General features: G+C 71.4%; 18 protein-coding genes. 14 read left to right on the top strand and 4 right to left on the bottom strand.

The window, feature by feature from the left end; all coding sequences use genetic code 11:
- The first annotated feature begins 41 nt into the window (after positions 1-41).
- From QL987_RS10330 to QL987_RS10315, 4 genes are all read left to right on the top strand, one after another.
- Complete coding sequence (locus QL987_RS10330) at positions 42-1,268, top strand: alcohol dehydrogenase catalytic domain-containing protein (protein WP_290157565.1); 1,227 nt, start codon at positions 42-44, stop codon at positions 1,266-1,268.
- Between the two features lie 210 nt (positions 1,269-1,478).
- Positions 1,479-2,906, top strand: coding sequence for a bifunctional UDP-N-acetylglucosamine diphosphorylase/glucosamine-1-phosphate N-acetyltransferase GlmU (gene glmU / locus QL987_RS10325; RefSeq protein ID WP_290157564.1), 1,428 nt, complete (start codon positions 1,479-1,481; stop codon positions 2,904-2,906).
- Between the two features lie 112 nt (positions 2,907-3,018).
- Positions 3,019-3,996: a ribose-phosphate diphosphokinase gene (locus QL987_RS10320; protein ID WP_290157563.1), complete on the top strand. Its 978-nt coding sequence runs from the start codon at positions 3,019-3,021 to the stop codon at positions 3,994-3,996.
- 16 nt (positions 3,997-4,012) lie between these two features.
- On the top strand, positions 4,013-4,792 hold the full coding sequence (locus tag QL987_RS10315) for a putative protein N(5)-glutamine methyltransferase (RefSeq protein WP_290157562.1): 780 nt from the start codon (positions 4,013-4,015) through the stop codon (positions 4,790-4,792).
- Positions 4,793-5,005: 213 nt separating this feature from the next.
- Here the strand turns inward: QL987_RS10315 and QL987_RS10310 are convergent, their stop codons facing one another.
- Positions 5,006-6,583 (bottom strand): molybdopterin-dependent oxidoreductase, encoded by a 1,578-nt coding sequence (locus tag QL987_RS10310; protein WP_356841036.1) that lies wholly within the window; start codon positions 6,581-6,583, stop codon positions 5,006-5,008.
- Positions 6,584-6,700: 117 nt separating this feature from the next.
- Between QL987_RS10310 and QL987_RS10305 the strand changes: the two genes are divergently transcribed.
- Complete coding sequence (locus tag QL987_RS10305; protein ID WP_290157561.1) at positions 6,701-7,399, top strand: hypothetical protein; 699 nt, start codon at positions 6,701-6,703, stop codon at positions 7,397-7,399.
- Positions 7,400-7,535: 136 nt separating this feature from the next.
- Here the strand turns inward: QL987_RS10305 and gndA are convergent, their stop codons facing one another.
- Positions 7,536-8,993 carry an NADP-dependent phosphogluconate dehydrogenase gene (gene gndA / locus QL987_RS10300; protein WP_290157560.1) on the bottom strand — a complete coding sequence of 486 codons (1,458 nt, stop codon included), beginning with the start codon at positions 8,991-8,993 and terminating at the stop codon, positions 7,536-7,538.
- Positions 8,994-9,106: 113 nt separating this feature from the next.
- Here gndA and QL987_RS10295 point away from each other — a divergent pair, with 113 nt between their 5' ends.
- Entirely contained in the window at positions 9,107-9,634 is a 528-nt protein-coding gene (locus QL987_RS10295; protein ID WP_290157559.1) for a gluconokinase, read from the top strand.
- 39 nt (positions 9,635-9,673) lie between these two features.
- On the opposite strand, the gene uxaC is transcribed toward QL987_RS10295, so the two are convergent.
- Positions 9,674-11,113 (bottom strand): glucuronate isomerase, encoded by a 1,440-nt coding sequence (gene uxaC / locus QL987_RS10290; RefSeq protein WP_290157558.1) that lies wholly within the window; start codon positions 11,111-11,113, stop codon positions 9,674-9,676.
- A gap of 11 nt (positions 11,114-11,124) precedes the next feature.
- On the bottom strand, positions 11,125-12,168 hold the full coding sequence (locus QL987_RS10285; protein WP_253467552.1) for a LacI family DNA-binding transcriptional regulator: 1,044 nt from the start codon (positions 12,166-12,168) through the stop codon (positions 11,125-11,127).
- A 170-nt stretch (positions 12,169-12,338) separates the two neighbouring features.
- Here QL987_RS10285 and QL987_RS10280 point away from each other — a divergent pair, with 170 nt between their 5' ends.
- The 8 genes from QL987_RS10280 (at position 12,339) to manD (ending at position 21,336) form a co-directional block, all read left to right on the top strand.
- Entirely contained in the window at positions 12,339-13,679 is a 1,341-nt protein-coding gene (locus QL987_RS10280) for an extracellular solute-binding protein (RefSeq protein WP_290157557.1), read from the top strand.
- Positions 13,679-14,701, top strand: a complete 1,023-nt coding sequence (locus QL987_RS10275; protein WP_221849423.1) for a sugar ABC transporter permease — start codon at positions 13,679-13,681, stop codon at positions 14,699-14,701. The genes QL987_RS10280 and QL987_RS10275 overlap by 1 nt, the downstream gene beginning before the upstream one ends.
- Complete coding sequence (locus QL987_RS10270; RefSeq protein ID WP_221849422.1) at positions 14,698-15,648, top strand: carbohydrate ABC transporter permease; 951 nt, start codon at positions 14,698-14,700, stop codon at positions 15,646-15,648. Before QL987_RS10275 ends, QL987_RS10270 begins: the two co-directional genes overlap by 4 nt.
- Before the next feature lie 79 nt (positions 15,649-15,727).
- The gene (locus QL987_RS10265; RefSeq protein WP_290157556.1) at positions 15,728-16,579 is read left to right on the top strand and encodes a sugar phosphate isomerase/epimerase family protein; all 852 of its coding nucleotides are present in this window, start codon (positions 15,728-15,730) and stop codon (positions 16,577-16,579) included.
- Positions 16,576-17,805 (top strand): Gfo/Idh/MocA family oxidoreductase, encoded by a 1,230-nt coding sequence (locus QL987_RS10260; RefSeq protein ID WP_290157555.1) that lies wholly within the window; start codon positions 16,576-16,578, stop codon positions 17,803-17,805. The genes QL987_RS10265 and QL987_RS10260 overlap by 4 nt, the downstream gene beginning before the upstream one ends.
- Entirely contained in the window at positions 17,802-18,689 is an 888-nt protein-coding gene (locus QL987_RS10255; RefSeq protein ID WP_290157554.1) for a sugar phosphate isomerase/epimerase family protein, read from the top strand. The genes QL987_RS10260 and QL987_RS10255 overlap by 4 nt, the downstream gene beginning before the upstream one ends.
- A complete protein-coding gene (locus tag QL987_RS10250) occupies positions 18,686-19,963 on the top strand; it encodes a mannitol dehydrogenase family protein (RefSeq protein ID WP_290157553.1) in 1,278 nt (425 codons plus the stop codon). The genes QL987_RS10255 and QL987_RS10250 overlap by 4 nt, the downstream gene beginning before the upstream one ends.
- A complete protein-coding gene (gene manD / locus QL987_RS10245; protein ID WP_290157552.1) occupies positions 19,960-21,336 on the top strand; it encodes a D-mannonate dehydratase ManD in 1,377 nt (458 codons plus the stop codon). Before QL987_RS10250 ends, manD begins: the two co-directional genes overlap by 4 nt.
- The last annotated feature ends 8 nt before the right edge of the window (positions 21,337-21,344 follow it).

Genomic DNA, 21,344 nt, shown 5'->3' with positions numbered 1-21,344 from the left:
GCGCGTAGCGTCCGCCCGGACGACCCACGAGGAGGAACCCCATGAAGGCAGTTGTCTGGCACGGCATCGGCGGCATCCGGCTCGACGAGGTCCCGGAGCCCACCATCCAGGACCCGCACGACGCGATCGTGCACATCACCCGCTCCGCGATCTGCGGCACCGACCTGCACTTCGTCCGCGGCACGATGGCACCGATGGTCGAGGGAACGATCCTCGGCCACGAGGCGGTCGGCGTCGTCTCCGAGGTCGGCGATGCCGTCCGCGGGTTCAGCCCGGGCGACCGCGTCGTCATCAACTCGACCATCTCGTGCGGCGCCTGCCGGTACTGCCGCATGGGCCAGACCGCGCAGTGCGACGTGGCGAACCCGAACGGGCCCCAAGCGGGCACGAGCTTCTTCGGCGGCCCGCAGTCGACCGGCCCGGTGGACGGCCTGCAGGCCGAGTACGTCCGGGTGCCGTGGGCGCAGAACACGATGCACCCGCTGCCCGAGAACGTCAGCGACGAGCAGGCGATCCTGCTCTCCGACATCTTCCCGACCGGCTGGTTCGGCGCCGAGCTCGCCGGGGTCCGCCGCGGTGACGTCGTCGTGGTGTTCGGCGCGGGGATCGTCGGCCAGTTCGCGGCCGCCTCGGCCTACAAGCAGGGCGCCGGACGCGTCATCGTCGTCGACGGGCACGAGACCCGGCTCGCCGCGGCCCTCGCGCAGCACTGCGAGGTCGTCGACTACAACAAGGAGGACCCGGTCCAGGCGATCCTGGACCTCACCAACGGCGTCGGTGCGGACGCCGTCATCGACGCGGTCGGCGTCGACGCGGAGCGCCCGAAGCGCGGCCCCGCGGCGGTGTCCGACGAACAGGCCGCCGCGTTCGACGCCGAGGTGCAGCAGGTCGCGCCCGACGCCTCGCCCGACGGGTTCGGCGAGCAGCAGCAGTGGAAGCCGGGTGACGGGCCCTCCCAGGTCGCCCAGTGGGCGGTCGCCTCGGTCGCCAAGTACGGCCGGATCGGCATCATCGGCGTGTACGGGCCGACCGCGCAGTCGTACCCGATCGGCGAGGCGATGAACAAGAACCTCACGATCCGGATGGGCAACTGCGACCACCACTCGGTCACCCCGCCGCTCATCGACATGGTCGCGGCCGGGCAGTTCGACCCGACGGCGCTGATCACCGAACACGAGGGCATCGGCTCCGCGATCGAGGCCTACGAGGCCTTCGACCGCCGCGAACCCGGCTGGATCAAGGTCGAGCTGACGGACCTGACCGCCTGATCGGGCCGCCTGACCGGGCCGGCGCTGCGCGTCACGCGGTGTCGGCCTGGAGGCCCGGTGCCGGTCCCACGGGCCGGCACCGGGCCTCCAGGCGGTCACGCCGCGACGGTCGGTGCGGCTTCTCCTGCACCGATGCGGTTCTCCGCGGAGTTCCCCACACGTCGGCCCCACGGTCGTCCGAGGCGGGGACGGTGGGCCAGGATGGGACGCATGACCGACCAGCGGATCGCCGTCGTCGTCCTCGCCGCCGGGCAGGGCACACGCATGAAGTCCTCGCTCCCCAAGGTGCTGCACCGGCTCGCCGGCCTGCCCCTGATCGCCCACGTGCTCCGGACCGCAGAGTCCCTGTCCCCGGAACACGTCGTCGTGGTCGTCCGGCACGAACGTGACCGCGTCGCCGCCGAGATCACCGAGCGTGCGCCCGACGCCCTCGTCGTCGACCAGGACGACGTCCCGGGCACCGGACGTGCGGTGGAGGTCGCAGTGGACGCGCTGCCGGCCGACTTCGACGGTGTCGTCGTGGTGCTCTCCGGCGACGTGCCGCTGCTCGATGCGCCGAGCCTCCACACCCTCGTGACCGCGCACGGCGACGGCGGACACGGCGCCACGTTCGTCAGCGCCATCGCTCCCGACCCGACCGGGCTCGGGCGCATCGTGCGCGATGCCGACGGGGCGTTCGCCGGGGTCGTCGAGCACAAGGACGCCACACCGGAGCAGCTGCAGATCACCGAGGCCAACGCCGGCATCTACGCGTTCGACGTCACCCACCTCCGTGCGGTCCTGCCGTCGCTGACCACCGAGAACGCCCAGGGCGAGAAGTACATCACCGACGTCCCGGCCCTCGTCGCCGCCCGCGGTGGTCGTGTCGACGTCGTCACGCTGACCGATCCGTGGCTCGTCGTCGGCATCAACGACCGCGCGCAGCTGTCCGACGCGGCCCGAGAGCTCAACGCCCGGATCGTCCGTCGTCACCAGCTGGCCGGCGTCACCGTGCAGGACCCTGCTTCGACCTGGATCGACCTCGACGTCACGATCGAACCCGACGCCGAACTGCTGCCCGACACGCAGCTGATCGGCGCGACGGCGATCGCCAGCGGCGCCGTCGTCGGGCCGGGCACGACCCTGCGCGACACCGAGGTCGGCGCCGGCGCCACCGTCAACCGCGTCGACGCCACCCTGGCGGTCATCGGTGACGGCGCCTCGGTCGGACCCTTCGCCTACCTGCGTCCGGGCACCATCCTGGGCGAGCGCGGCAAGATCGGCACCTTCGTCGAGACCAAGAACGCCGTGATCGGTCGTGGCAGCAAGGTGCCGCACCTGTCCTACATCGGCGACACCGAGGTCGGCGAGGACTCCAACATCGGTGCGAACACCATCACCGCGAACTACGACGGCGTCCACAAGCACCGCACCGTCATCGGCTCCGACGTCCGGACCGGATCGCACAACGTGTTCGTCGCCCCGGTTAGGATTGGCGACGGGGCGTACACCGGTGCAGGCACGACAGTCCGCAAGGACGTGCCGGCCGGGTCGCTCGCGATCAGCTACGCCCCACAGCGCAACTCCGAGGGATGGGTCGAGGAGAACCGACCCGGTACCCCGGCGGCCGAGGCAGCTCGGCGCGCGCGAGGCGAATGACACCTTCGACGGTCCCCGTGGCCGTCAGCGGTGGGCCCCGACCGGAGCCCAGGACATCGGCCCCGGCGGGTCAGATCGACCCCTTCACGGGGTCAGGGAGTGAGCACCACACGTGTCCGGAATCAAGACAACCGGCCAGAAGCGACTCGTCCTGGTCGCAGGGCGAGCGCACCCGGAACTGTCGACGGCGATCGCGGAAGAGCTCGGTGTCGACCTCGTCCCGACCGACGCCCGGACCTTCGCCAACGGTGAGCTCTACGCCCGCTTCGACGAGTCGGTGCGCGGGTGCGACGCCTTCGTCATCCAGTCGCACACCGCCCCGATCAACGAGTGGCTCATGGAGCAGCTCATCATGGTCGACGCCCTGAAGCGCGCCTCTGCCAAGCGCATCACCGTCGTCGCCCCGTTCTACCCGTACGCCCGGCAGGACAAGAAGGGCCGCGGCCGCGAGCCGATCTCGGCCCGCCTGGTCGCCGACCTGTTCAAGGCCGCCGGCGCCCACCGCATCATGAGCGTCGACCTGCACGCCCCGCAGATCCAGGGCTTCTTCGACGGCCCGGTCGACCACCTGTTCGCGATGCCGGTGCTGCTCGAGCGCTTCCGCGAGATGCTCGACCCCGCGACCCTGACCGTCGTGTCGCCCGACATGGGCCGCGTGCGCGTCGCCGACATCTGGTCCGAGAAGCTCGGTGCACCGCTGGCGATCATCCACAAGCGCCGCGACCCGCTCATCCCGAACCAGGTCTCGGTGCACGAGATCGTGGGCGACGTCTCCGGCCGCTGGTGCCTGCTCGTCGACGACCTCATCGACACCGGCCGCACGATCGCCAAGGCAGCCGAAGCACTCAAGGCCAGCGGCGCCAAGGGCGTCGTCGTCGCCGCCACCCACGCGGTGTTCTCCGACCCGGCGACCGAGCTGCTGCAGAGCGAGTTCATCGACCGCGTCGTCGTCACCGACACCCTGCCGGTCCCGCACGAGAAGCGCTGGGACAAGCTCGAGGTCCTGCCGATCGCACCGCTCATCGCCCGCGCCATCCACGAGGTGTTCGACGACGGTTCGGTGACGTCGATGTTCGACGGCGCCGCCTGAGTCCTCGGACACCAGCGTGGCCCTGACTCCGCGAGACGCTCTCGCCGCCCGGCTCCGGGCGGGCGGGAGCGTCTTCGCCGAGGACGAAGCCGACCTGCTGCTCGCTGCCGGTGACGGCGACCCGACGCGCCTCCGCGGGCTGCTGCAGCGCCGTCTGGCGGGGGAGCCGCTCGAGTACGTCCTCGGTTGGGCGGCCTTCGACGGACGCCGGGTGCGCGTGACCCCCGGGGTCTTCGTGCCGCGGGCCCGGACCCGGGTCGTCGTCGTCGAGGGCGCTCGACGCCTGCACCGCTACGACCGGGTCGTCGACCTGTGCTGCGGTGCCGGAGCGATCGGGATGGCGCTGCTCGAACGGATCGGCGCGCTCGACCTCGTCGCCGCCGACATCGACCCGGACGCCACCGAGGTCGCCGCCGAGAACCTCGGGGACCGGGGGATCGTCGTCACGGGCGACCTGTTCGCGCCGCTGCCGACCCGGTTCCGCGGGCAGGTCGACGTCCTCACCGTGAACGCCCCCTACGTGCCGACGGACGCCATCGGCTCGATGCCGACCGAGGCGCGGGACCACGAGCACCGGGTCGCCCTCGACGGCGGTGCGGACGGCCTCGACGTGCACCGGCGGATCGCTGCCGGTGCGGCCGAGTGGCTCCGGCCCGGCGGCGCCGTCGTCATCGAGGTGTCGGGCGTCCAGGCGCCGGTGTCGGCCGGGCTCTTCCGCGCTGCCGGGTTCACGGCGGAACTCGCTCGCGACGACGAGGTCGACGGCACCTGCGTCGTCGCGACGCTCCCCGGCTGACTCCGCCGAGCCGAGACCGCAGCCGAGCGCCCCGAGAACGCCGCCGAGCGCCCCGAGACACCGCGGAGTCGCTGAGACGCCGCAGAACTCGGCGGCGTCCGACCTCCCCGGCGGCGCCGAGTGCAGACGGGGGCGTCTCGCCGGCGGGACGGACCCGTGGGCGGTGGTCCGCGCCTCCCGTCAGGTCGCCGAGACGGTGACCCGCGCCTCCCGTCAGGACGCGGAGATGGTGACCCCGTGCCAGCCGGTCGCACCGTTCGGGGCCGGCGGCCGCTGCACGCTGGTCTGCACCTCGCCGTCGGCGCTGACCGCGCGGACCTGCACCTCGTGCTGCCCGGCGACGGCCGTCCACCGGTACACCCATTGCCGCCAGGTGTCGGCCGAGGCCGAGTCGGCCAGTTCGGCGTCCTGCCACCCGGCGGAGCCGACCTTCACCTGCACGGCCTTCACACCGACGTGCGGCTGCCAGGCGACGCCCGCGATCGGGACACGGTCGCCGACCTTGACCGAGGTGCCGTCGCCGGGGGTGTCGATCCGCGACTCGAGTTTCACCGGGCCGCGCTCGGACCAGCCGCGCGGTGTCCAGTAGCCCTGCGCCTTCGCGAACCGGGTGACCTCGAGCTCGGTCACCCACTTCGTGGCGGAGACGTACCCGAACAGCCCCGGGACGACCAGCCGCGCCGGGAACCCGTGCTCGGCGGGCAACGGCGAGCCGTTCATGCCGACCGCCACGAGCGCCTGCGTGCCCTCGTCCTGCAGGACGTCGAGGGGCGTCCCCGCGGTGAACCCGTCGATGCTCCGCGAGAGGACCATGTCCGCGCCTGACTTCGGCCGGGCACGGGCGAGGAGCGACCGGATCGGGTAGCCGAGCCAGAGCGCGTTGCCGATGAGGTTGCCGCCGACCTCGTTCGAGACGCAGCTCAGCGTCGCCATGTGCTCTTCGAGGGGAAGGGCCAGCAGCTCCGCCCAGGTGATCTCGACGGTCTCCTCGACCTCGCCGTGGATCTTCAGCGACCAGTCGGCGGGGTCGATCGACGGCACGCGCAGAGCCGTGTCGATCCGGTAGAAGTCGGCGTTCGGGGTGACGTAGGGCGTGATGCCCGTCACGTCCAGGCTCGCACCGGCCGGCACCGGCGGCGCGGTGGTCGCCGGCGTCGGCAGTCGCACGGCCCGGCGGACCGCGGCTGCGGCCTGCAGGGACGCCGACCCCAGCCGGGAGGCGCTGCCCACCACCGCCGCGACCGCTGCGGTGGTCACTGCCCACCCGATGAACGAGCGGCGCTGCACGCCGCCAGCGCGCTCGGCGTCGGCGGTGGGCACCGCGCGGGCGTCCTCCCACCGACGGAGGCGCTGCAGCAGGAGCCGGAGCACGATGATCGACGCGGCCACACCGAGCACCGTCGGGGCGCCGTCGAAGGTGCCGCTGCCGGAACGGGTGGTGACGGCGAGCAGGGCGAGCACCCCACCGGCGGCGAACACCAGCGCGCCGCACGGCGGCCGACGACGTTCGAGGATGCCGGCACCGGCCGTGATGACCACGAGCAGGACCGTCATGAGTGCGAACAGCGCGACCTTGTCGCCGGTGCCGAACAGCGACACCATGAGGTCCTTCGCGCCTCGGGGTGCGAGGTCGATGACCGCGGAGCCGACGGCCACGAGCGGGCTGCCGGCGCCGCCGAGCAGCAGCGCACCGAGCTCCGCGACGGCGAGGAACGCGAGCATGGCGATCACCCCGACGAGCGCGGCGGCCCAGCGACGGTGCGGGAGGAGGCGCGGGTCAGGCTCGGTCACCCACGGATGGTAAGTCAGCGCCGCTGGGAACGGGCGGTCCGCTGCGGGGAACGGGTTGGGGGAGCGTTCATCCCCGGTCGTGCCGGTGGACGCCGTCGTCGTGGCAGGATCGTCACCGTGCCGAGGCGACCGATCCGTGTTCCGGGTCCTGGTCGTGCCCGCGGGGACCGGCAGCGCTGGTCGCCGTACCGCCGACTCCTCGCGCTGCGGTGGGCGATCGTCGGGCTCTGGGCCGCCCTGGTGACCGCGCGGATCCTCGTCGTGAACGCCGATCCGGACGCCGACCTGACCGCGTTCGGCATCGCCGAGGTCGTCGCCGTCGTCATCGGGGTGACGGTCATCGTGATCGCCGTCCTCCGTGCCCGGTCCATCAGCCGCCGCCGCGCGGACGACCTGCTCGCCACCGCCGTCCGTCGGGTCGACCCGACCGTCTGGCTCGTCCCGGCCTCGGCGACTCCGGAGCTCCGCGGGACGCTGGAAGCGGTGCGCCCCGAGGTCCCGCTCGCACGGCACGTGACCTGGGCGTTCGGTGCGACCGAAGCGTCACTGTGGGAACTCGACGAACGTCGCGCCACGCGGTTGCTCGTCATCCGGTGGAGCCGCGTGGTGCACGTCGGTGTCGAGGACGTCCTGGTGCCCGGGGCCGGACGACGGACCGCGCCCGCGATCGTCGTGCACTACGTCCGGCCCGACGACACCACCGCGGTCGCGACGTTCTTCGTGCGTGCGGCACCTGGTTCGGACCGCTTGCTCGGCCGCGGCGACCGGCTGGACGAGCTCCTGGCCCGGTTGGCCCGCGAGCGCATCGTCGCCTGAGACAGACGACCCGGCCCGACCGCACCCCGCGGCCCGCACGCCGCACGCGCCCCCGCCCCGCGATCCGCACCCCGCGGCCGCAGCACGCACCGAGGGCCCCGTCGACGACGAGGCCCTCGGGTCGGAACGATCGGTATCAGTGCGTCGACGGCTCCTGCTCGACCTCGGGACGCCCGTCGTCGGACCACAGCGTGTGGAACGTGCCGTCCTTGTCCGTGCGCTGGTAGGTGTGCGCACCGAAGAAGTCGCGCTGCCCCTGGATCAGGGCGGCGGGCAGTCGCTCGGACGCCAGCGAGTCGAAGTACGACAGCGCCGACGAGAACCCGGGCGCCGGGATCCCCGAGGCAGCCGCGATCCCGACGATGCGTCGCCAGGCTGCTTCACCCTCGGCGACGGCGTTGGCGAAGTACGGGTCGACGAGCAGCGACGCGAGCTCCGGGTCCTTGTCGTACGCCTCGACGATGCGGTTCAGGAACTGGGCACGGATGATGCAGCCACCGCGCCAGATCTTCGCCATGTCGCCGAGCGCGATGTCCCAGTCGTACTCCTTGGCCCCGGCGATGATGAGGTCGAAGCCCTGCGCGTACGCGACGACCTTCGAGGCGTAGAGCGCGGCCCGGACGTCGTCGGCGAAGGTGTCCGGCACCTCGGCGATGTCGGGGCGCTTCGTGACGGACTTCCGGACCGCTTCGCGCTGCGTCGGCTTCGACGACACCGCACGGGCGAACACCGCCTCGCCGATGCCGGAGACCGGGATGCCCAGGCCGACGGCGTTCTGCACGGTCCAGACGCCGGTGCCCTTCGAGCCCGCTTCGTCGCGGATCAGGTCGACGAGGGGCTTGCCGGTGTCGGCGTCCTGCTGCTTGAGGACCTCGCCGGTGATCTCGATCAGGTAGGACTCGAGGTCGCCCTTGTTCCACTCGTCGAACACCTGCACGAGCTGGTCGACGCTGTAGCCACCGACGCGGCGGAGCAGGTCGTACGACTCGGCGATCAGCTGCATGTCGGCGTACTCGATGCCGTTGTGGACCATCTTCACGAAGTGGCCGGCACCGTCGGTACCGACGTGTGTGACACAGGGCTCGCCCTCGGCCACGGCGGCGATCGACTTCAGGATCGGCCCGAGGGTCTCCCACGCCTCGTCCGAGCCACCGGGCATGATCGACGGCCCGTGCAGGGCGCCCTCTTCGCCACCGGAGATGCCGGTGCCGACGAAGTTGAGGCCCTTCTCCTTGAGGTCGTGCTCGCGACGGATGGTGTCGTGGAAGTTCGCGTTGCCGCCGTCGACGATGATGTCGCCTTCCTCGAACCGGTCGGCGAGCTGCGAGATCACCGCGTCGGTGCCCTTGCCGGCCTGGACCATGATGATCGCGGTGCGCGGCTTCGACAGGGACGCCACGAACCCGTCGATGTCCTCGGACGCGATGAAGCCCATGTCGCCGTGCTCGTTCATGAGCTCTTCGGTGCGGGCGTAGGTGCGGTTGTAGACCGCGACGGTGTTGCCCTCACGCGACGCGAGGTTCCGCGCCAGGTTCGAGCCCATCACCGCGAGGCCGATGACCCCGATGTTCGCCTTGTCGTTGTTCTCTGCCACGTCGACTCCTTCGTGTCTGGACGGCCACCGCCAATCTATGCAGCCGCCCGTGTGACCACCCAGGTCTTCCGCATCCTGTGGACCACGAGGCCCCCGGTTCGTACTGTGGAGGAATGGCCGATGCGACCGTCCTCCCGCCCGTGCTCGTGATGGGGGTCTCCGGATCCGGCAAGTCGACGGTGGGTGAAGCGCTGACGCGTGCCCTCGTCGAACGGGGACAGGCAGCCGAGTTCGTCGACGCTGACGGACTGCACCCGCAGGCGAACAAGGACAAGATGCACGCCGGCGTCCCCCTGACGGACGACGACCGGCGCCCGTGGCTCGACGCCTGCTCGGCACGGATCGCCGAGGTGCAGCGGTCCGGCGCCCGGTGCGTGATGGCGAACTCCGCGCTGAAGCGCGCCTACCGCGACCGTCTGCGTGAGGACGCCCCCGACCTGTTCATCGCGTTCCTCGACGGGTCGCGCGAACTCATCGCCGAGCGGCAGAGCCACCGGCACCACGAGTACATGCCGAACTCGCTGCTCGACTCGCAGTTCGAGACGCTCGAGCGTCCCGGGTCCGACGAGGCATCGGCGGCGGTCCCGATCCGCGGATCGGTGGACGAGACCGTCGCGGCCATCCTCGCGATCCTGCCCTGACGGACAGCTCGCACGCCGCCCCGGTCCGATCCGTCGCCCTCAGAGTTTGAAGGTCGCCCTCGGGATGTCGGACACGATCCGCCGTGCGGTCCGGACAGCGTCCTCCTCGGAGAGCTGGTGCGTCACGACGAGCGACGCCAGGTAGGCCGCATCCGCCCGCCGCGCCATGTCGTGCCGGGCGGGGATGGAGCAGTACGCCCGGGTGTCGTCGATGAACCCGGACGTCTTCGTGAACGACGTCGAGTCGGTGATCGCCGACCGGTAGCGTCCGATCGCCGCGGGTGTGTCGATGAACCACCACGGTGCCCCGGCGTACACGGCGGGGTAGAACCCGGCGAGCGGTCCGATCTCCCGCGAGAACACGGTCTCGTCGACGGTGAACAGCACCACGTGGAACCCGGGCGCGGTGCCGAAGGCCTCGAGCAGGGGCCGCAGCGGCTCGGTGAACGCGCCGACCGCGGGCAGGTCGTGCCCGGTGTCCGGCCCGAAGCGCTCGAGTGTCGGCGTGTGGTGGTTCCGGACGACCCCCGGGTGCAGCTGCATGACCAGACCGTCGTCGACGCTCATCTCCGCCCACCGGAAGAGCATGTCGTGCCGGTACGCCACCGCCTCTGCCGCGGTCACCCCGGCCGGCCCCTGCAGCGCAGCCGTGTGGATCCGCGCGCGCTCCGACGGTGACAGCGGGGTCGACCCGGCGTCGAGCACCCCGGTGTCGGTCGCGGTCGCACCGTGCTCGATGAAGTACTGCCGACGTGCGCGGAGTGCGGCGAGCAGCCCGTCGTGGGTGCCCGTGTCGATGCCCGCGGCCTGGCCGACGGACGCGACCACGAGCCTCCAGTCCGGACGGGACGGGTCGAAGACGGCGTCCGCGCGGAAGGTGGGGACCACCCGGCCGCGGAAGGTGGGGTCGGCAGCGAGCTGCGCGTGGGCGGTGAGGTCGGCGTCCGGGGCGTCGGTGGTGGCGAGGACCTCGATGCCGAAGGCGTCGAACAGTGCGCGCGGCCGCATCTGCGGCTGCTGCAGCAGCGCGGCGATGTGGTCGTACTGCACGTCCGCGTTCGCGGCCGACGGCTGCTCCGTCAGCCCGAAGACGTCGTGCAGCTCCGTCTCGAACCAGTACCGGACGGGGGTGCCGAGGAAGTCGTCCCAGTGCTCCGCCAGGGTCCGCCAGATCTGGCGGCCTGGAGGCACGGTGCCGGTTCCCGACAGATCGGTGCGACCCAGCGCCTCCAGTCCGACACCGTTCGCGTGCAGGAGCCGCAGGACGTAGTGGTCCGGCGTGATCAGCAGCGCGGCGGGGTCGGCGAACGGCTGGTCATCCGCGATCAGGGCCGCGTCGACGTGCCCGTGCGGGGAGATGATCGGCGCATGGGCGACGGCCTCGTACAGGGTGCGCGCGACCGCACGCGCTCCCGGGTCGGCGGCGAACAGGCGGTCGGGGTGCGGCGCCAGCGGGGTGGCGGTGTCGGTACGGGGCATCGTCGGCTCCTTCAGGACGGACGGTGGTGGGTGGCCGGCACGGGGCCGGTCGACTCGCGGACGGTGAGGTGTGTGGGCAGGGCGACGGCACCGCTCATGTGCTCGCCGGGGAGCTCGTCGGCCGGGACGGCACCGAGCCGACCGAGGAGCATCCGGATCGCGACGCGGCCGGCCCGCTCGATCGGTGACGTCATCGTGGTGAGCGGCGGGTTGCAGAAGTCGGCGCCGAAGATGTCGTCGCAACCGACGATGCTGATGTCCTCGGGCACGCGGACACCGCGCTCCCGGAGCCGGCCGAGCATGCCGATCGCGATGAGGTCGTTGAAGGCGATGCAGGCCGTCGCTCCCGCGTTGACGGCTGCGTCGGCCGCGGCGGCACCCGAGTCCACGAACGGGGCGTGCGGACCGATGCGGGCGACGCGGACGTCGAGGCGCTTCGCGACGCGCACCAGGGCACGCCAGCGACGTTCGTTCGACCACGAGCTGTCCGGTCCCGCGACGTACAGGACGTCACGGTGCCCGAGCGACGCGAGGTGCTGCACCGCCTGCTCGACACCGCCGGGGGTGTCGATGAGCACGGAGGGGACCCCGGCCGGACGGCGGTTCACCACCACGAGCGGGGTGCGCTCGGCGAACTTCGCGATCTGCACGTCGGACAGGCGCGACGCGGTGAGCACGACGCCGTCGGCCTTCGTGGACACCGCGCTGAGGGCGGCCATCTCGGCGTCGGCGGACTCCTCGGTGTCGACGAGCAGCTGCGTCCACCCGGCGGCGGCGAGCTGGTGCTGCGTGCCCCGGATGACGTCGAAGTAGAAGGGGTTGGTGATGTCGGACACCAGGACCGCGACCGCCCGGGTCCGGCCGGACGTCAGCGCACGCGCCTGCGAGTTCGCGACGTAGCCGAGCTCGCGGGCGGCCTGCTGGATGCGCTGCTGCGTGGCGGGGTTCACACGGCCGGGGAGCGACAGGGCGCGGGACACCGTCGACGGTGCGACACCGGTGGCGGTGGCGACGTCGCGGATCGTGACGCGGCGGGACGAGTCGGTCTCGGTCACGCGAACCTCCCTGTCCTGTGCGGCACGTCCCGAACGCTAGGCCGGTCTGGCAACAAGTGGCAACCGGTTGCCGCCTGTTGCCACCCGCGCGACAGTGGTCGTCAGCCGGCTCGCCCCGGCGACACCCCGAGCAGCGCCGCTCGGGTGGAGGCTTCGAGGAGGAAACCCCCATGAAGACACGGACCTTGATCGGTTCCGTGGTCGTGGTCGCCCTCGCGACGCTGTCCCTGCAGGGATGCGCGATCGTCAACGGCAGTGGCGACGACCCCAACACACTCCGCGTCATGATGGGCGCGGACACGACCTACCCCGACCAACGCAAGCAGTGGCAGCGGGACACCGCCGCCGAGTTCAAGCGCACCACCGGCGCGGACATCCAGTGGGAGACGTACTCCTCCGGCCAGGAGGAACTGACCGCCATCCAGACGAGCGTCATCTCGGGCCAGGGCCCGGACGTGTACGCGATCGGCACCACCTTCACCCCCACCGCCTACGCCACCGGCGCGTTCGTCCGCATGGGCGAGGAGCAGTGGGACGCCATCGGCGGCAAGGACCAGTTCGACCCGGCGTCGTTCGGCATCTCGGGTCCGAGCGCGTCGAAGCAGATCGGCATCCCGTTCGCCAGCCGCCCGTTCGTGATGGCGGTGAACACGGACCTGCTCGCCCAGGCCGGCATCACCGAGATGCCGACCACGTGGGACCAGCTCACCGCGGACGCGAAGGCCACGACGACCGGTGACCGGCACGGCATGGCGATCGCCTACGCCGACGGGTTCGATCCGTGGAAGTTCATCTGGGGGATGTCCGAGAACGCCGGTAACACCATCGTCGACGGCTCGAGGGCGGAGCTCGACGCGGACGCCGTGCAGCGGGCCTACCGGACGTACTTCGACTGGGTCACGAAGGACGGCGTCGTGGACAAAGCCGCGATCGGGTGGAACAACGCCCAGGCCCTCGCGCAGTTCACCGACGGCAAGGCCGCGTTCTTCCCGATGACGACCACCACCGCCATCAACTCCTTCAAGGACACGAAGGTCGACGGCAAGTACGCGTTCGCCCTGCTGCCGACCGTGCCACCCGGCGCCACGTCGCGCCCGGCTGGTGGCATCGAGGCCGCCAGCATCCTGTCCGGCGACAACTTCGTCGTCGCCGACTACGGCACCAAGCAAGACCTGTCGTTCGAGTTCATCAAGCAGCTGAGCACCAAGAAGGCGCAGCTCGAGTACTACGACCTGTTCGGCAACCTGCCCACCAACGTGGACGCCGCCGCACAGCTCGCCGCGGAGAACCCCCAGCTCAAGCCCATCATCGACGCCGGCCGCCTGTCCAAGCCCACCGCCTTCACCGGCGCGTGGTCGGACATCCAGCTCGCACTCGTCGACGTCGTCGTGCAGTCGATCCCGTCGCTCAAGCGCGGCGAGGTCACCGACGACCAACTCCGCAGGCGCCTGCAGGACGCGCAGCGGGACGCCCAGGCCACGCTCGACCGGCAGAAGAACGGAGGTCTGTGATGACCACCACGCAGACCAAGCCCACCACGCGGCGACCCGACGGACACCAACCCGTCCGCCCGCACGGCACGACCCCGCTCTACAAGCGGGAGCGTCCGCTCTGGATGCTGCTCCCCGGCGGCCTCCTCATGCTCGCGATCATCGTGGTCCCGCTGCTCGTCGGGTTCTTCATCGCGATGCTCGACCTCGACCAGTACACGCTCCGGCAGTGGTTCAGCGCTCCGTTCGTCGGCTTCGCGAACTTCACCGAGGCCGTCACGAACTCCCCGCTGCTGCACTCCATCTGGATCTCGGTGTCGCTCGCCGTGCTCGTCACCGCCGTCACCGTCCCCATCGGTGTCGCCGCCGCGATCTCGACGCAGAACCGGTTCCGCGGTCGCGGACTCGTCCGGTCGGTCTACCTGATCCCGTACGTGCTCCCGGCGTTCGTCGTCGGCACGTTCTTCCGCACGATGCTCCAGCCGCAGGGCGTGGTGAACTCGGTCCTGCACACCGACGTGCTCTGGCTGAACGGCTCGGCGTCCTACTGGGCGCTCGCCGGCGTCATGGTCTGGACGTCGTGGCCGTTCGTGTACCTGCTGAGCCTGGCGGGCCTCCAGGCCGTTGACCTGGAGGTGCACGAGGCCGCGTCGCTCGACGGCGCGACCTGGTGGATCAAGCTCCGCGACGTCGTGTTCCCGTACCTGCGCGGTCCGCTGAGCCTGGCGGTGATCATCGCGATCCTGCACAACATCAACAACTTCACGCTGCCGTTCGTCCTGTTCGGCATCCCGCTGCCCTCGAGCGTCGAGGTCATGCCCGTCCTGACGTACATCGCGAGCTTCCAGTCGTTCCGCTTCGGTCTCTCCGCCGCGATGGCGATCTGCTCGCTCGTGATCGTCGCCATCCCGCTCTTCGTCTACCTGCGGGCCGTCCAGCTCGACACCGGCGACGACGCGGGCCCGAACCGGAAGCAGCGCCGCGCCGACCGCGCCGTGCTGGCCGCCCCGGCCGCCGCCGACGTCGAGGGAGCACGCGCATGAGCGGGTACAGCACCACCAGGACCCGTCCGACAGCGACGCTCACCGAGAGCATCACGGCCCCGGGCGGTGGTCGCCGACCGAAGCGCCCCTACGACACCGACGTCACCCGGCTGCTGCCGCGCTGGCTGCTCGTCACCGTGATCGCCGTCATCGTCGCGTTCATCGCCGTCCCGGTGCTCTACATCGTCTTCGGCTCGGTCAACTCGGACGTCGCGGTCGCCCGTGGCGAGTACTTCCCGTCCGAGTTCACCCTCGCCAACTACACCGACATCTGGTCGACGGTCGCCCTCGGACAGGGACTCGTCAACAGCATCCTGACCGCCGGCGCGGTCGCCGTCTGCAGTGCCGCACTCGCCGTGTCGACGGCCTACGTGCTCGTCCGATTCCGGTTCCTCGGCCGCCTGACGTTCCTCCGCGGGCTGCTCGCACTGCAGTCGATCCCCGGCACGCTCCTGCTGCTGCCGGTGTTCGTCGTCTTCGCCAACATCGCGAGCGCCACGGGTGTGCAGATCATCGGCACCCGCTGGGGCCTGTTCGTCACCTACCTGACGTTCGCCCTGCCGTTCTCCACCTGGGTGATGGTCACGTACCTCCGCGGCTTGCCGAAGGAACTCGAGGAAGCGGCCCGCATCGACGGCGCGTCCTCGACGGGGATCCTCATGAAGATCGTCCTGCCGCTGTCCTGGCCGGGGATCGTCGTGTCCGCGATCTTCGCCTTCCTGCTCGGCTGGAACGACGTCCTGTTCTCCACGATCATGACGACCCCGAACACCCGGACGGTCGCCGTGGTCCTGCAGGTGCTCGGCACCACCCAGGAGGGCGGCGCGGTCCCGATCTACGGCCAGATGATGGCCGCCTCGATCGTCTGCGCGCTGCCGGTCGTCGCCCTGTACCTGGTCTTCCAGCGCTACCTCGTCGGCGGGCTGACCGCCGGGAGTGTGAAGTAGCGATTCGTCCACAGATCGGACTGGAGGCCCGGCGCGCGTCCGCCCCGCCGGTCACCCTGGTCCTCATGAAGGGAACGCAATGACCCAGCCCACCAGCGATCGACCCACTTGGGAACTGTCCGGCTTCGGCGACGAGATCGACGCCGACCCCGTCGTCCAGGTCGCGGTGCTGCAGGCCCTCGGCGCGCACGCGATCGAGGTCCGCAGTGCCTGGGGCGTCAACGTCGTCGACCTCGACGACGAGCAGCTCGCCGGGCTGCACCGCCTCTTCGACGAGCGCGGCCAGACCGTGTCCGCCATCGCGTCGCCGATCGGCAAGGTCCCGGTCGACGAACCCGTCGAGCACGAGCTCGTCCGGCTCCGGCGCGCGATCGCCGCCGCACACGCGCTCGGCACGACGAACATCCGGATCTTCTCGTTCTACTTCGCCGGGCGCACCCCCGAGTCCGTCCGCGACGACGTGCTCGTCCGGATGCGGGCGCTCGCCGACCTGGCGGAGCGCGAGGGCATCACCCTGCTGCACGAGAACGAGAAGGACATCTACGGCGACGTGCCCTCCCGGGTGCTCGACCTCGTCGAGAGCGTCGGGTCCTCGTCGCTCCGGCTCGCGTGGGACAACGCCAACTACGTCCAGTGCGGCGTGCCGCCCTTCACCGACGGCTGGGCGCAGCTCGCCCCCTACGTCGACTACCTGCAGGTGAAGGACGCCCTCGCCGCCGACTCGTCCGTCGTCCCCGCCGGCGAGGGCGACGGCGAGCTCCTGCTCACGCTCACGGCGCTGCGCGACGCCGGGTACTCCGGGTACGCCTCGCTCGAACCCCACCTCAGCGACTTCACCGCCCTCGGCGGGTTCTCCGGCCCGGCGGCGTTCGGCCGCGCCGGCCGGGCCTTCCGCACCCTCACCGACCAGATCGGAGTGACCCTGCGATGACCGCAGACACCACCAGCCCCACCGCACCGCTCCGCCTGGCCGTCGTCGGCGCGGGCGTCATCGGCCGCCACCACGCCCGCGTCGCCCTCGCGAACGACGGTCTCGTCGTCGTCGCCCTCGTCGACGCGGTCCCGGCCGCGGCCACCGGCGCCGCCGACGAGATCGAGGCCTCGGGGGCACCCCGCCCGCTCACGACCGCCACCATCGAGGACGCCATCGCCCAGATCGACATCGACGTCGTCGCGATCTGTTCCCCGTCCGGCATGCACGTCCAGCTGGCCGAGGCGGCGCTCGACGCGGGCAAGCACGTCGTGATCGAGAAGCCGCTCGACACCACGATGCCCCGCGCCCGGCAGATCGCGGCGCTCGCCGCGGCCGCCCGGCAGCGCGGGCTCGTCGTCAGCGTGATCAGCCAGCACCGCTTCGACCCGGCGTCCGTCGCGGTCGCGAGAGCCGCACACGGGGGCGGCTTCGGCCGGGTGACCTCGGGTGTCGCGAGCGTGGCGTGGTACCGCTCGCAGGGCTACTACGACTCCGGCGACTGGCGCGGCACCTGGGAGCTCGACGGCGGCGGCGCGGTGATGAACCAGGGGGTGCACACCGTCGACCTGCTCGTCTGGAGCCTCGGACGTCCGGTGGAGATCTCCGCGCAGATCGGGCTGCTCGCCCACGACCGGATCGAGGTCGAGGACACCGCCGTCGCCACCGTCCGATTCGACACGGGCGCGCTCGGGGTCATCCACTGCACCACGGCCGCGTACCCGGGCCTGTCCGCCCGCTACGCCGTCTACGGCACGCAGGGATCGGCCGTCGTCGACGACGACCGACTCGCCTACTTCCACGTCGCGCCGGACGCCGACACGCTCCAGTCGGCCGCCACCACGGCGAACGCCACCGCGGTCGCCGACGCCGTCGACCAGAAGTCCGACGTCGTCCCCACCGAGCACGTCGTCGGTGGACCGCCGGAGGCCGAGCACTTCCTCGCCGGGCACGGCCGGCAGTACGACGACATCGTCGACGCGATCCGCACCGGTCGCGACCCGGGCGTGACCGTCGACGACGCCCTCGTGTCCCTCGCCACGGTCCGCGGTCTCTACGTGAGCGCCACGCTGGGACAGCCCGTGCGCATTGCCGACGTCATCGACGGACGGTACGACGACGTCGTCCCCGTCGTCCCCGTCGTGCACGCCTCGCCCGTCGCCGCAGCAGAAGGAGCAGCACGATGAAGTTCTCCGTGTTCACCGCGTCCACCCCCGACTGGACCCCGTCGCAGGCGGCGGAGACCCTCGCCGCGCAGGGCTGGGACGGCATCGAGTGGCGGATCGTCGACGACCGTCCCGCCGACGGCGCCACGGTCCCCGCCGAGCGCGCCTTCTGGGCCGGCAACGAATCGACTTGGCAGTACACGGGCATCACCGACCAGGTCGGGGAGATCGCCCGGATCACCGACGGCGCCGGGCTCGCGTACTCGGGCATCGGCGGCTACCAGCAGGCCGACGACCACGACGGCGTCGAGACGATGCTCCGCGTGACGAGCGAGCTCGGTGCCCGGCAGGTGCGGATCAGCATGCCCGTCTACCGGCAGGAGAAGACCCGCACCGGTGAGACCTACCCGCAGCTGTTCGACCGCACCCGCGCCGACCTCGAGTGGGCGGTGTCCCGCGCGGCGGACCTCGGCGTCAAGGCCCTGGTCGAGCTGCACCACATGACCATCACGCCCTCGGCCTCGGCGGCCCTGCGGCTCGTCGACGGCCTCGACCCGGAGCACGTCGGGGTCATCCACGACCTCGGCAACCTCGTCATCGAGGGCCACGAGGACCACCTCGCCGCGTTCGAGATGCTCGGCCCGTACCTGGCGCACGTGCACGTGAAGAACGCCCGCTGGGTCGACACCGGCGCCGCCCGGGCCGACGGCAGCAGCACCTGGCAGCACGAGTGGGCGCCGCTGCGCTCCGGTCAGGCCTCGGTGTCGGCGTACCTCGACGACCTGCGCACGTTCGGGTACGACGGCTGGGTGACGATCGAGGACTTCTCCACCGACCTACCCCTGGCAGAGCGCACGGCCGACAACCTGGCCTACCTGCGCTCCCTGGTGCCGGTGACCGCGTGAGCCGTCGACCCGGCATCGTCCACCTCGGGGTCGGTGCCTTCGCTCGCGCCCACCTCGCCTGGTACACACAGCACGCGACGGGGCAGCCATGGGGCATCACCGCGTTCACCGGGCGTTCCCCGGACATGGCCGAGGCGCTCGCCGCGCAGGACGGTCGCTACACGCTCGTCACCCGGGCCGCGGACGGCGACACCGCCGAGGTGATCGACGCCGTCGTTGCCGCACACCCGGGTAGTGACGAGACCGCGTGGACGACGGCGCTCGCGGCACCGGACACGACCGTCGTGACGCTGACCGTCACCGAGCAGGGGTACCGCAAGGGCTCCGACGTCCCGGCACGCCTCGTCAGTGGCCTCGACGCTCGTCGGCGTGCCGACGCCGGGCCGCTGACGCTCATGAGCCTCGACAACCTCACCCACAACGGCGAGGTCCTGCGCCAGGCCGTGCGCGACGCCGTGACCGACCCGGGCCTCCAGGCCTGGATCGACGCCTCCGTGACGTTCCCGAGCTCGATGGTCGACCGGATCACCCCGGCGACGACCGAGGACGACGTCGCGGCGCTCGCCGCGCTGCCCGGAGCCCTCGACGGCGACCGGGTGCCCGTCGTCACGGAGCCCTTCACCGAGTGGGTGGTGGAGGACGCCTTCGCGGGGGAGCGCCCCGCGTGGGAGACCGCCGGCGCGCGCATCGTGGACGACGTGACCCCGTACGAGCAGCGGAAGCTGTGGCTCCTCAACGGGTCGCACTCCCTGCTCGCCTCCCTCGGACTGCTGCTCGGCCACGAGACCGTCGCGCAGGCCATGGCAGACCCGGTCTGCCGGGCCGCCGTGGAACAGCTCTGGGACGAGGCCGCCCAGGAGCTCCCGCTGCCCGCGGACGAGATCGCGGGAGCACGAGCTGCCCTGGTGGAGCGCTTCGCGAACCCGCGCATCCGGCACACCCTGGTGCAGATCGCGGCCGGCGGCTCGCAGAAGCTGCCCGTGCGCGTGGTCGACGTCGTCCGGCACCGCCTCGACCGTGATCCAGCGGCCGGCATCGGACCCGGGGCGGCGACGCTCCTCGCGGCGTGGTGGCTCCACGTGACCACGCAGCCGGACCTCGTGAACGACCCGGGTGCACCGGGAGCAGGCTCGGACGTGCACGACGTCCTGGCCGTCGTCGCGCCCGACCTCGACACCACACCCGTGGTCGCGGCCGTCACCGCCGCGGCCGACCGCATCCGCACCGCCGCGGCAGCGGAACGCCAGCCCGCCGACGAAGGAGTCACCGCATGACCGACGCCACCGCAGTTCCGACCGGGACCACGAACACGACCGACCCGGCAGCACCCGTGCCGGGCGCGACGGACGACCGCAGCGGCGACGCCACCGCGGGGCGCCCCGACACCTGGGCCAGCGCCGACCGCGGACAGCTGATCGACACGGCCGAGGTCATCGTGACCAGCCCGGACCGGAACTTCGTCACCCTGCGGATCACGACCGCCGACGGCGTGGTCGGGCTCGGCGACGCGACGCTCAATGGGCGGGAGCTCGCCTCGGCTGCGTACCTGTCCGAGCACGTCGTGCCGCTGCTGATCGGGCGCGATGCCAGCCGCATCGAGGACACCTGGCAGTTCCTGTACCGCTCGTCGTACTGGCGGCGCGGCCCCGTGACCATGGCCGCGATCGCCGCCGTCGACATGGCCCTCTGGGACGTCAAGGCCAAGGTCGCCGGCATGCCGCTCTACCAGCTGCTCGGCGGCGCCTCCCGCACCGGGCTGATGGCGTACGGCCACGCCTCGGGCAAGGAACTGCCCGAGCTGTTCGACTCGATCCGCGCACACCAGGCCGAGGGCTACCGTTCGATCCGCGTCCAGACCGGTGTGCCGGGCCTGCAGTCCATCTACGGCATCGCGTCGAACACCACCACGTCCGGCAACGAGGGGGTGCGGTACGACTTCGAGCCCGCACAACGCGGGGCCTTCCCGGCCATGGAGGACTGGGACACCCGCGCCTACATGCGGCACGTGCCCGCCGTGTTCGAGGCGGTCCGCAACGAGTTCGGCCCCGAGCTGCCGCTCCTGCACGACGGCCACCACCGGATGACCCCGATGCAGGCCGCGCAGCTCGGCAAGTCCCTCGAGCCGTACGACCTCTTCTGGCTCGAGGACTGCACCCCCGCCGAGAACCAAGAGGCCCTGAAGCTCGTCCGGCAGCACACCACGACGCCCCTGGCGATCGGCGAGGTCTTCAACACCATCTGGGACTTCAAGGACATCATCCGCGACCAGCTCATCGACTACGTCCGCGGCGCCGTGACGCACATGGGCGGGGTCACCCCGTTGAAGAAGACGATGGAGTACGCCGCGCTGTACCAGGTCAGGTCCGGGTTCCACGGGCCGACCGACATCTCGCCGGTGGGGCTCGCCGCCCAGATGCACGTCGGACTCGCGATCCACAACTTCGGCATCCAGGAGTACATGCAGCACGGTCCCCGGACGAACCAGGTGTTCCGGCAGTCGTTCACGTTCACCGACGGCTACCTGCACCCGGGCGACGAGCCCGGCCTCGGGGTGTCGCTCGACGTCGACGAGGCGGGCAAGTACCCGTACGAGCAGGCCTACCTGCCGTTCAACCGCCTGGCCGACGGCACCGTCCACGACTGGTGAGGCCTCGC

Origin of the sequence: Curtobacterium sp. APC 4022, from assembly GCF_030407555.1 — a bacterium.
In the GTDB taxonomy this organism is placed as follows: Bacteria; Actinomycetota; Actinomycetes; order Actinomycetales; family Microbacteriaceae; genus Curtobacterium.
The sequence above is the reverse complement of the archived record's forward strand: the minus strand, read 5'-3'. Positions and strand labels throughout refer to the sequence as shown.

What these genes read in the sequence shown, in the direction of transcription:
- QL987_RS10330 (WP_290157565.1), top strand. Translation starts at nt 42, where the DNA reads ATGAAGGCAGTTGTCTGGCACGGCATCGGCGGCATCCGGCTCGACGAG.
- glmU (WP_290157564.1), top strand. Translation starts at nt 1,479, where the DNA reads ATGACCGACCAGCGGATCGCCGTCGTCGTCCTCGCCGCCGGGCAGGGC.
- QL987_RS10295 (WP_290157559.1), top strand. Translation starts at nt 9,107, where the DNA reads ATGGCCGATGCGACCGTCCTCCCGCCCGTGCTCGTGATGGGGGTCTCC.
- uxaC (WP_290157558.1), bottom strand. Translation starts at nt 11,113, where the DNA reads ATGCCCCGTACCGACACCGCCACCCCGCTGGCGCCGCACCCCGACCGC.
- QL987_RS10280 (WP_290157557.1), top strand. Translation starts at nt 12,339, where the DNA reads ATGAAGACACGGACCTTGATCGGTTCCGTGGTCGTGGTCGCCCTCGCG.
- QL987_RS10275 (WP_221849423.1), top strand. Translation starts at nt 13,679, where the DNA reads ATGACCACCACGCAGACCAAGCCCACCACGCGGCGACCCGACGGACAC.
- QL987_RS10270 (WP_221849422.1), top strand. Translation starts at nt 14,698, where the DNA reads ATGAGCGGGTACAGCACCACCAGGACCCGTCCGACAGCGACGCTCACC.
- QL987_RS10265 (WP_290157556.1), top strand. Translation starts at nt 15,728, where the DNA reads ATGACCCAGCCCACCAGCGATCGACCCACTTGGGAACTGTCCGGCTTC.
- QL987_RS10260 (WP_290157555.1), top strand. Translation starts at nt 16,576, where the DNA reads ATGACCGCAGACACCACCAGCCCCACCGCACCGCTCCGCCTGGCCGTC.
- QL987_RS10255 (WP_290157554.1), top strand. Translation starts at nt 17,802, where the DNA reads ATGAAGTTCTCCGTGTTCACCGCGTCCACCCCCGACTGGACCCCGTCG.
- manD (WP_290157552.1), top strand. Translation starts at nt 19,960, where the DNA reads ATGACCGACGCCACCGCAGTTCCGACCGGGACCACGAACACGACCGAC.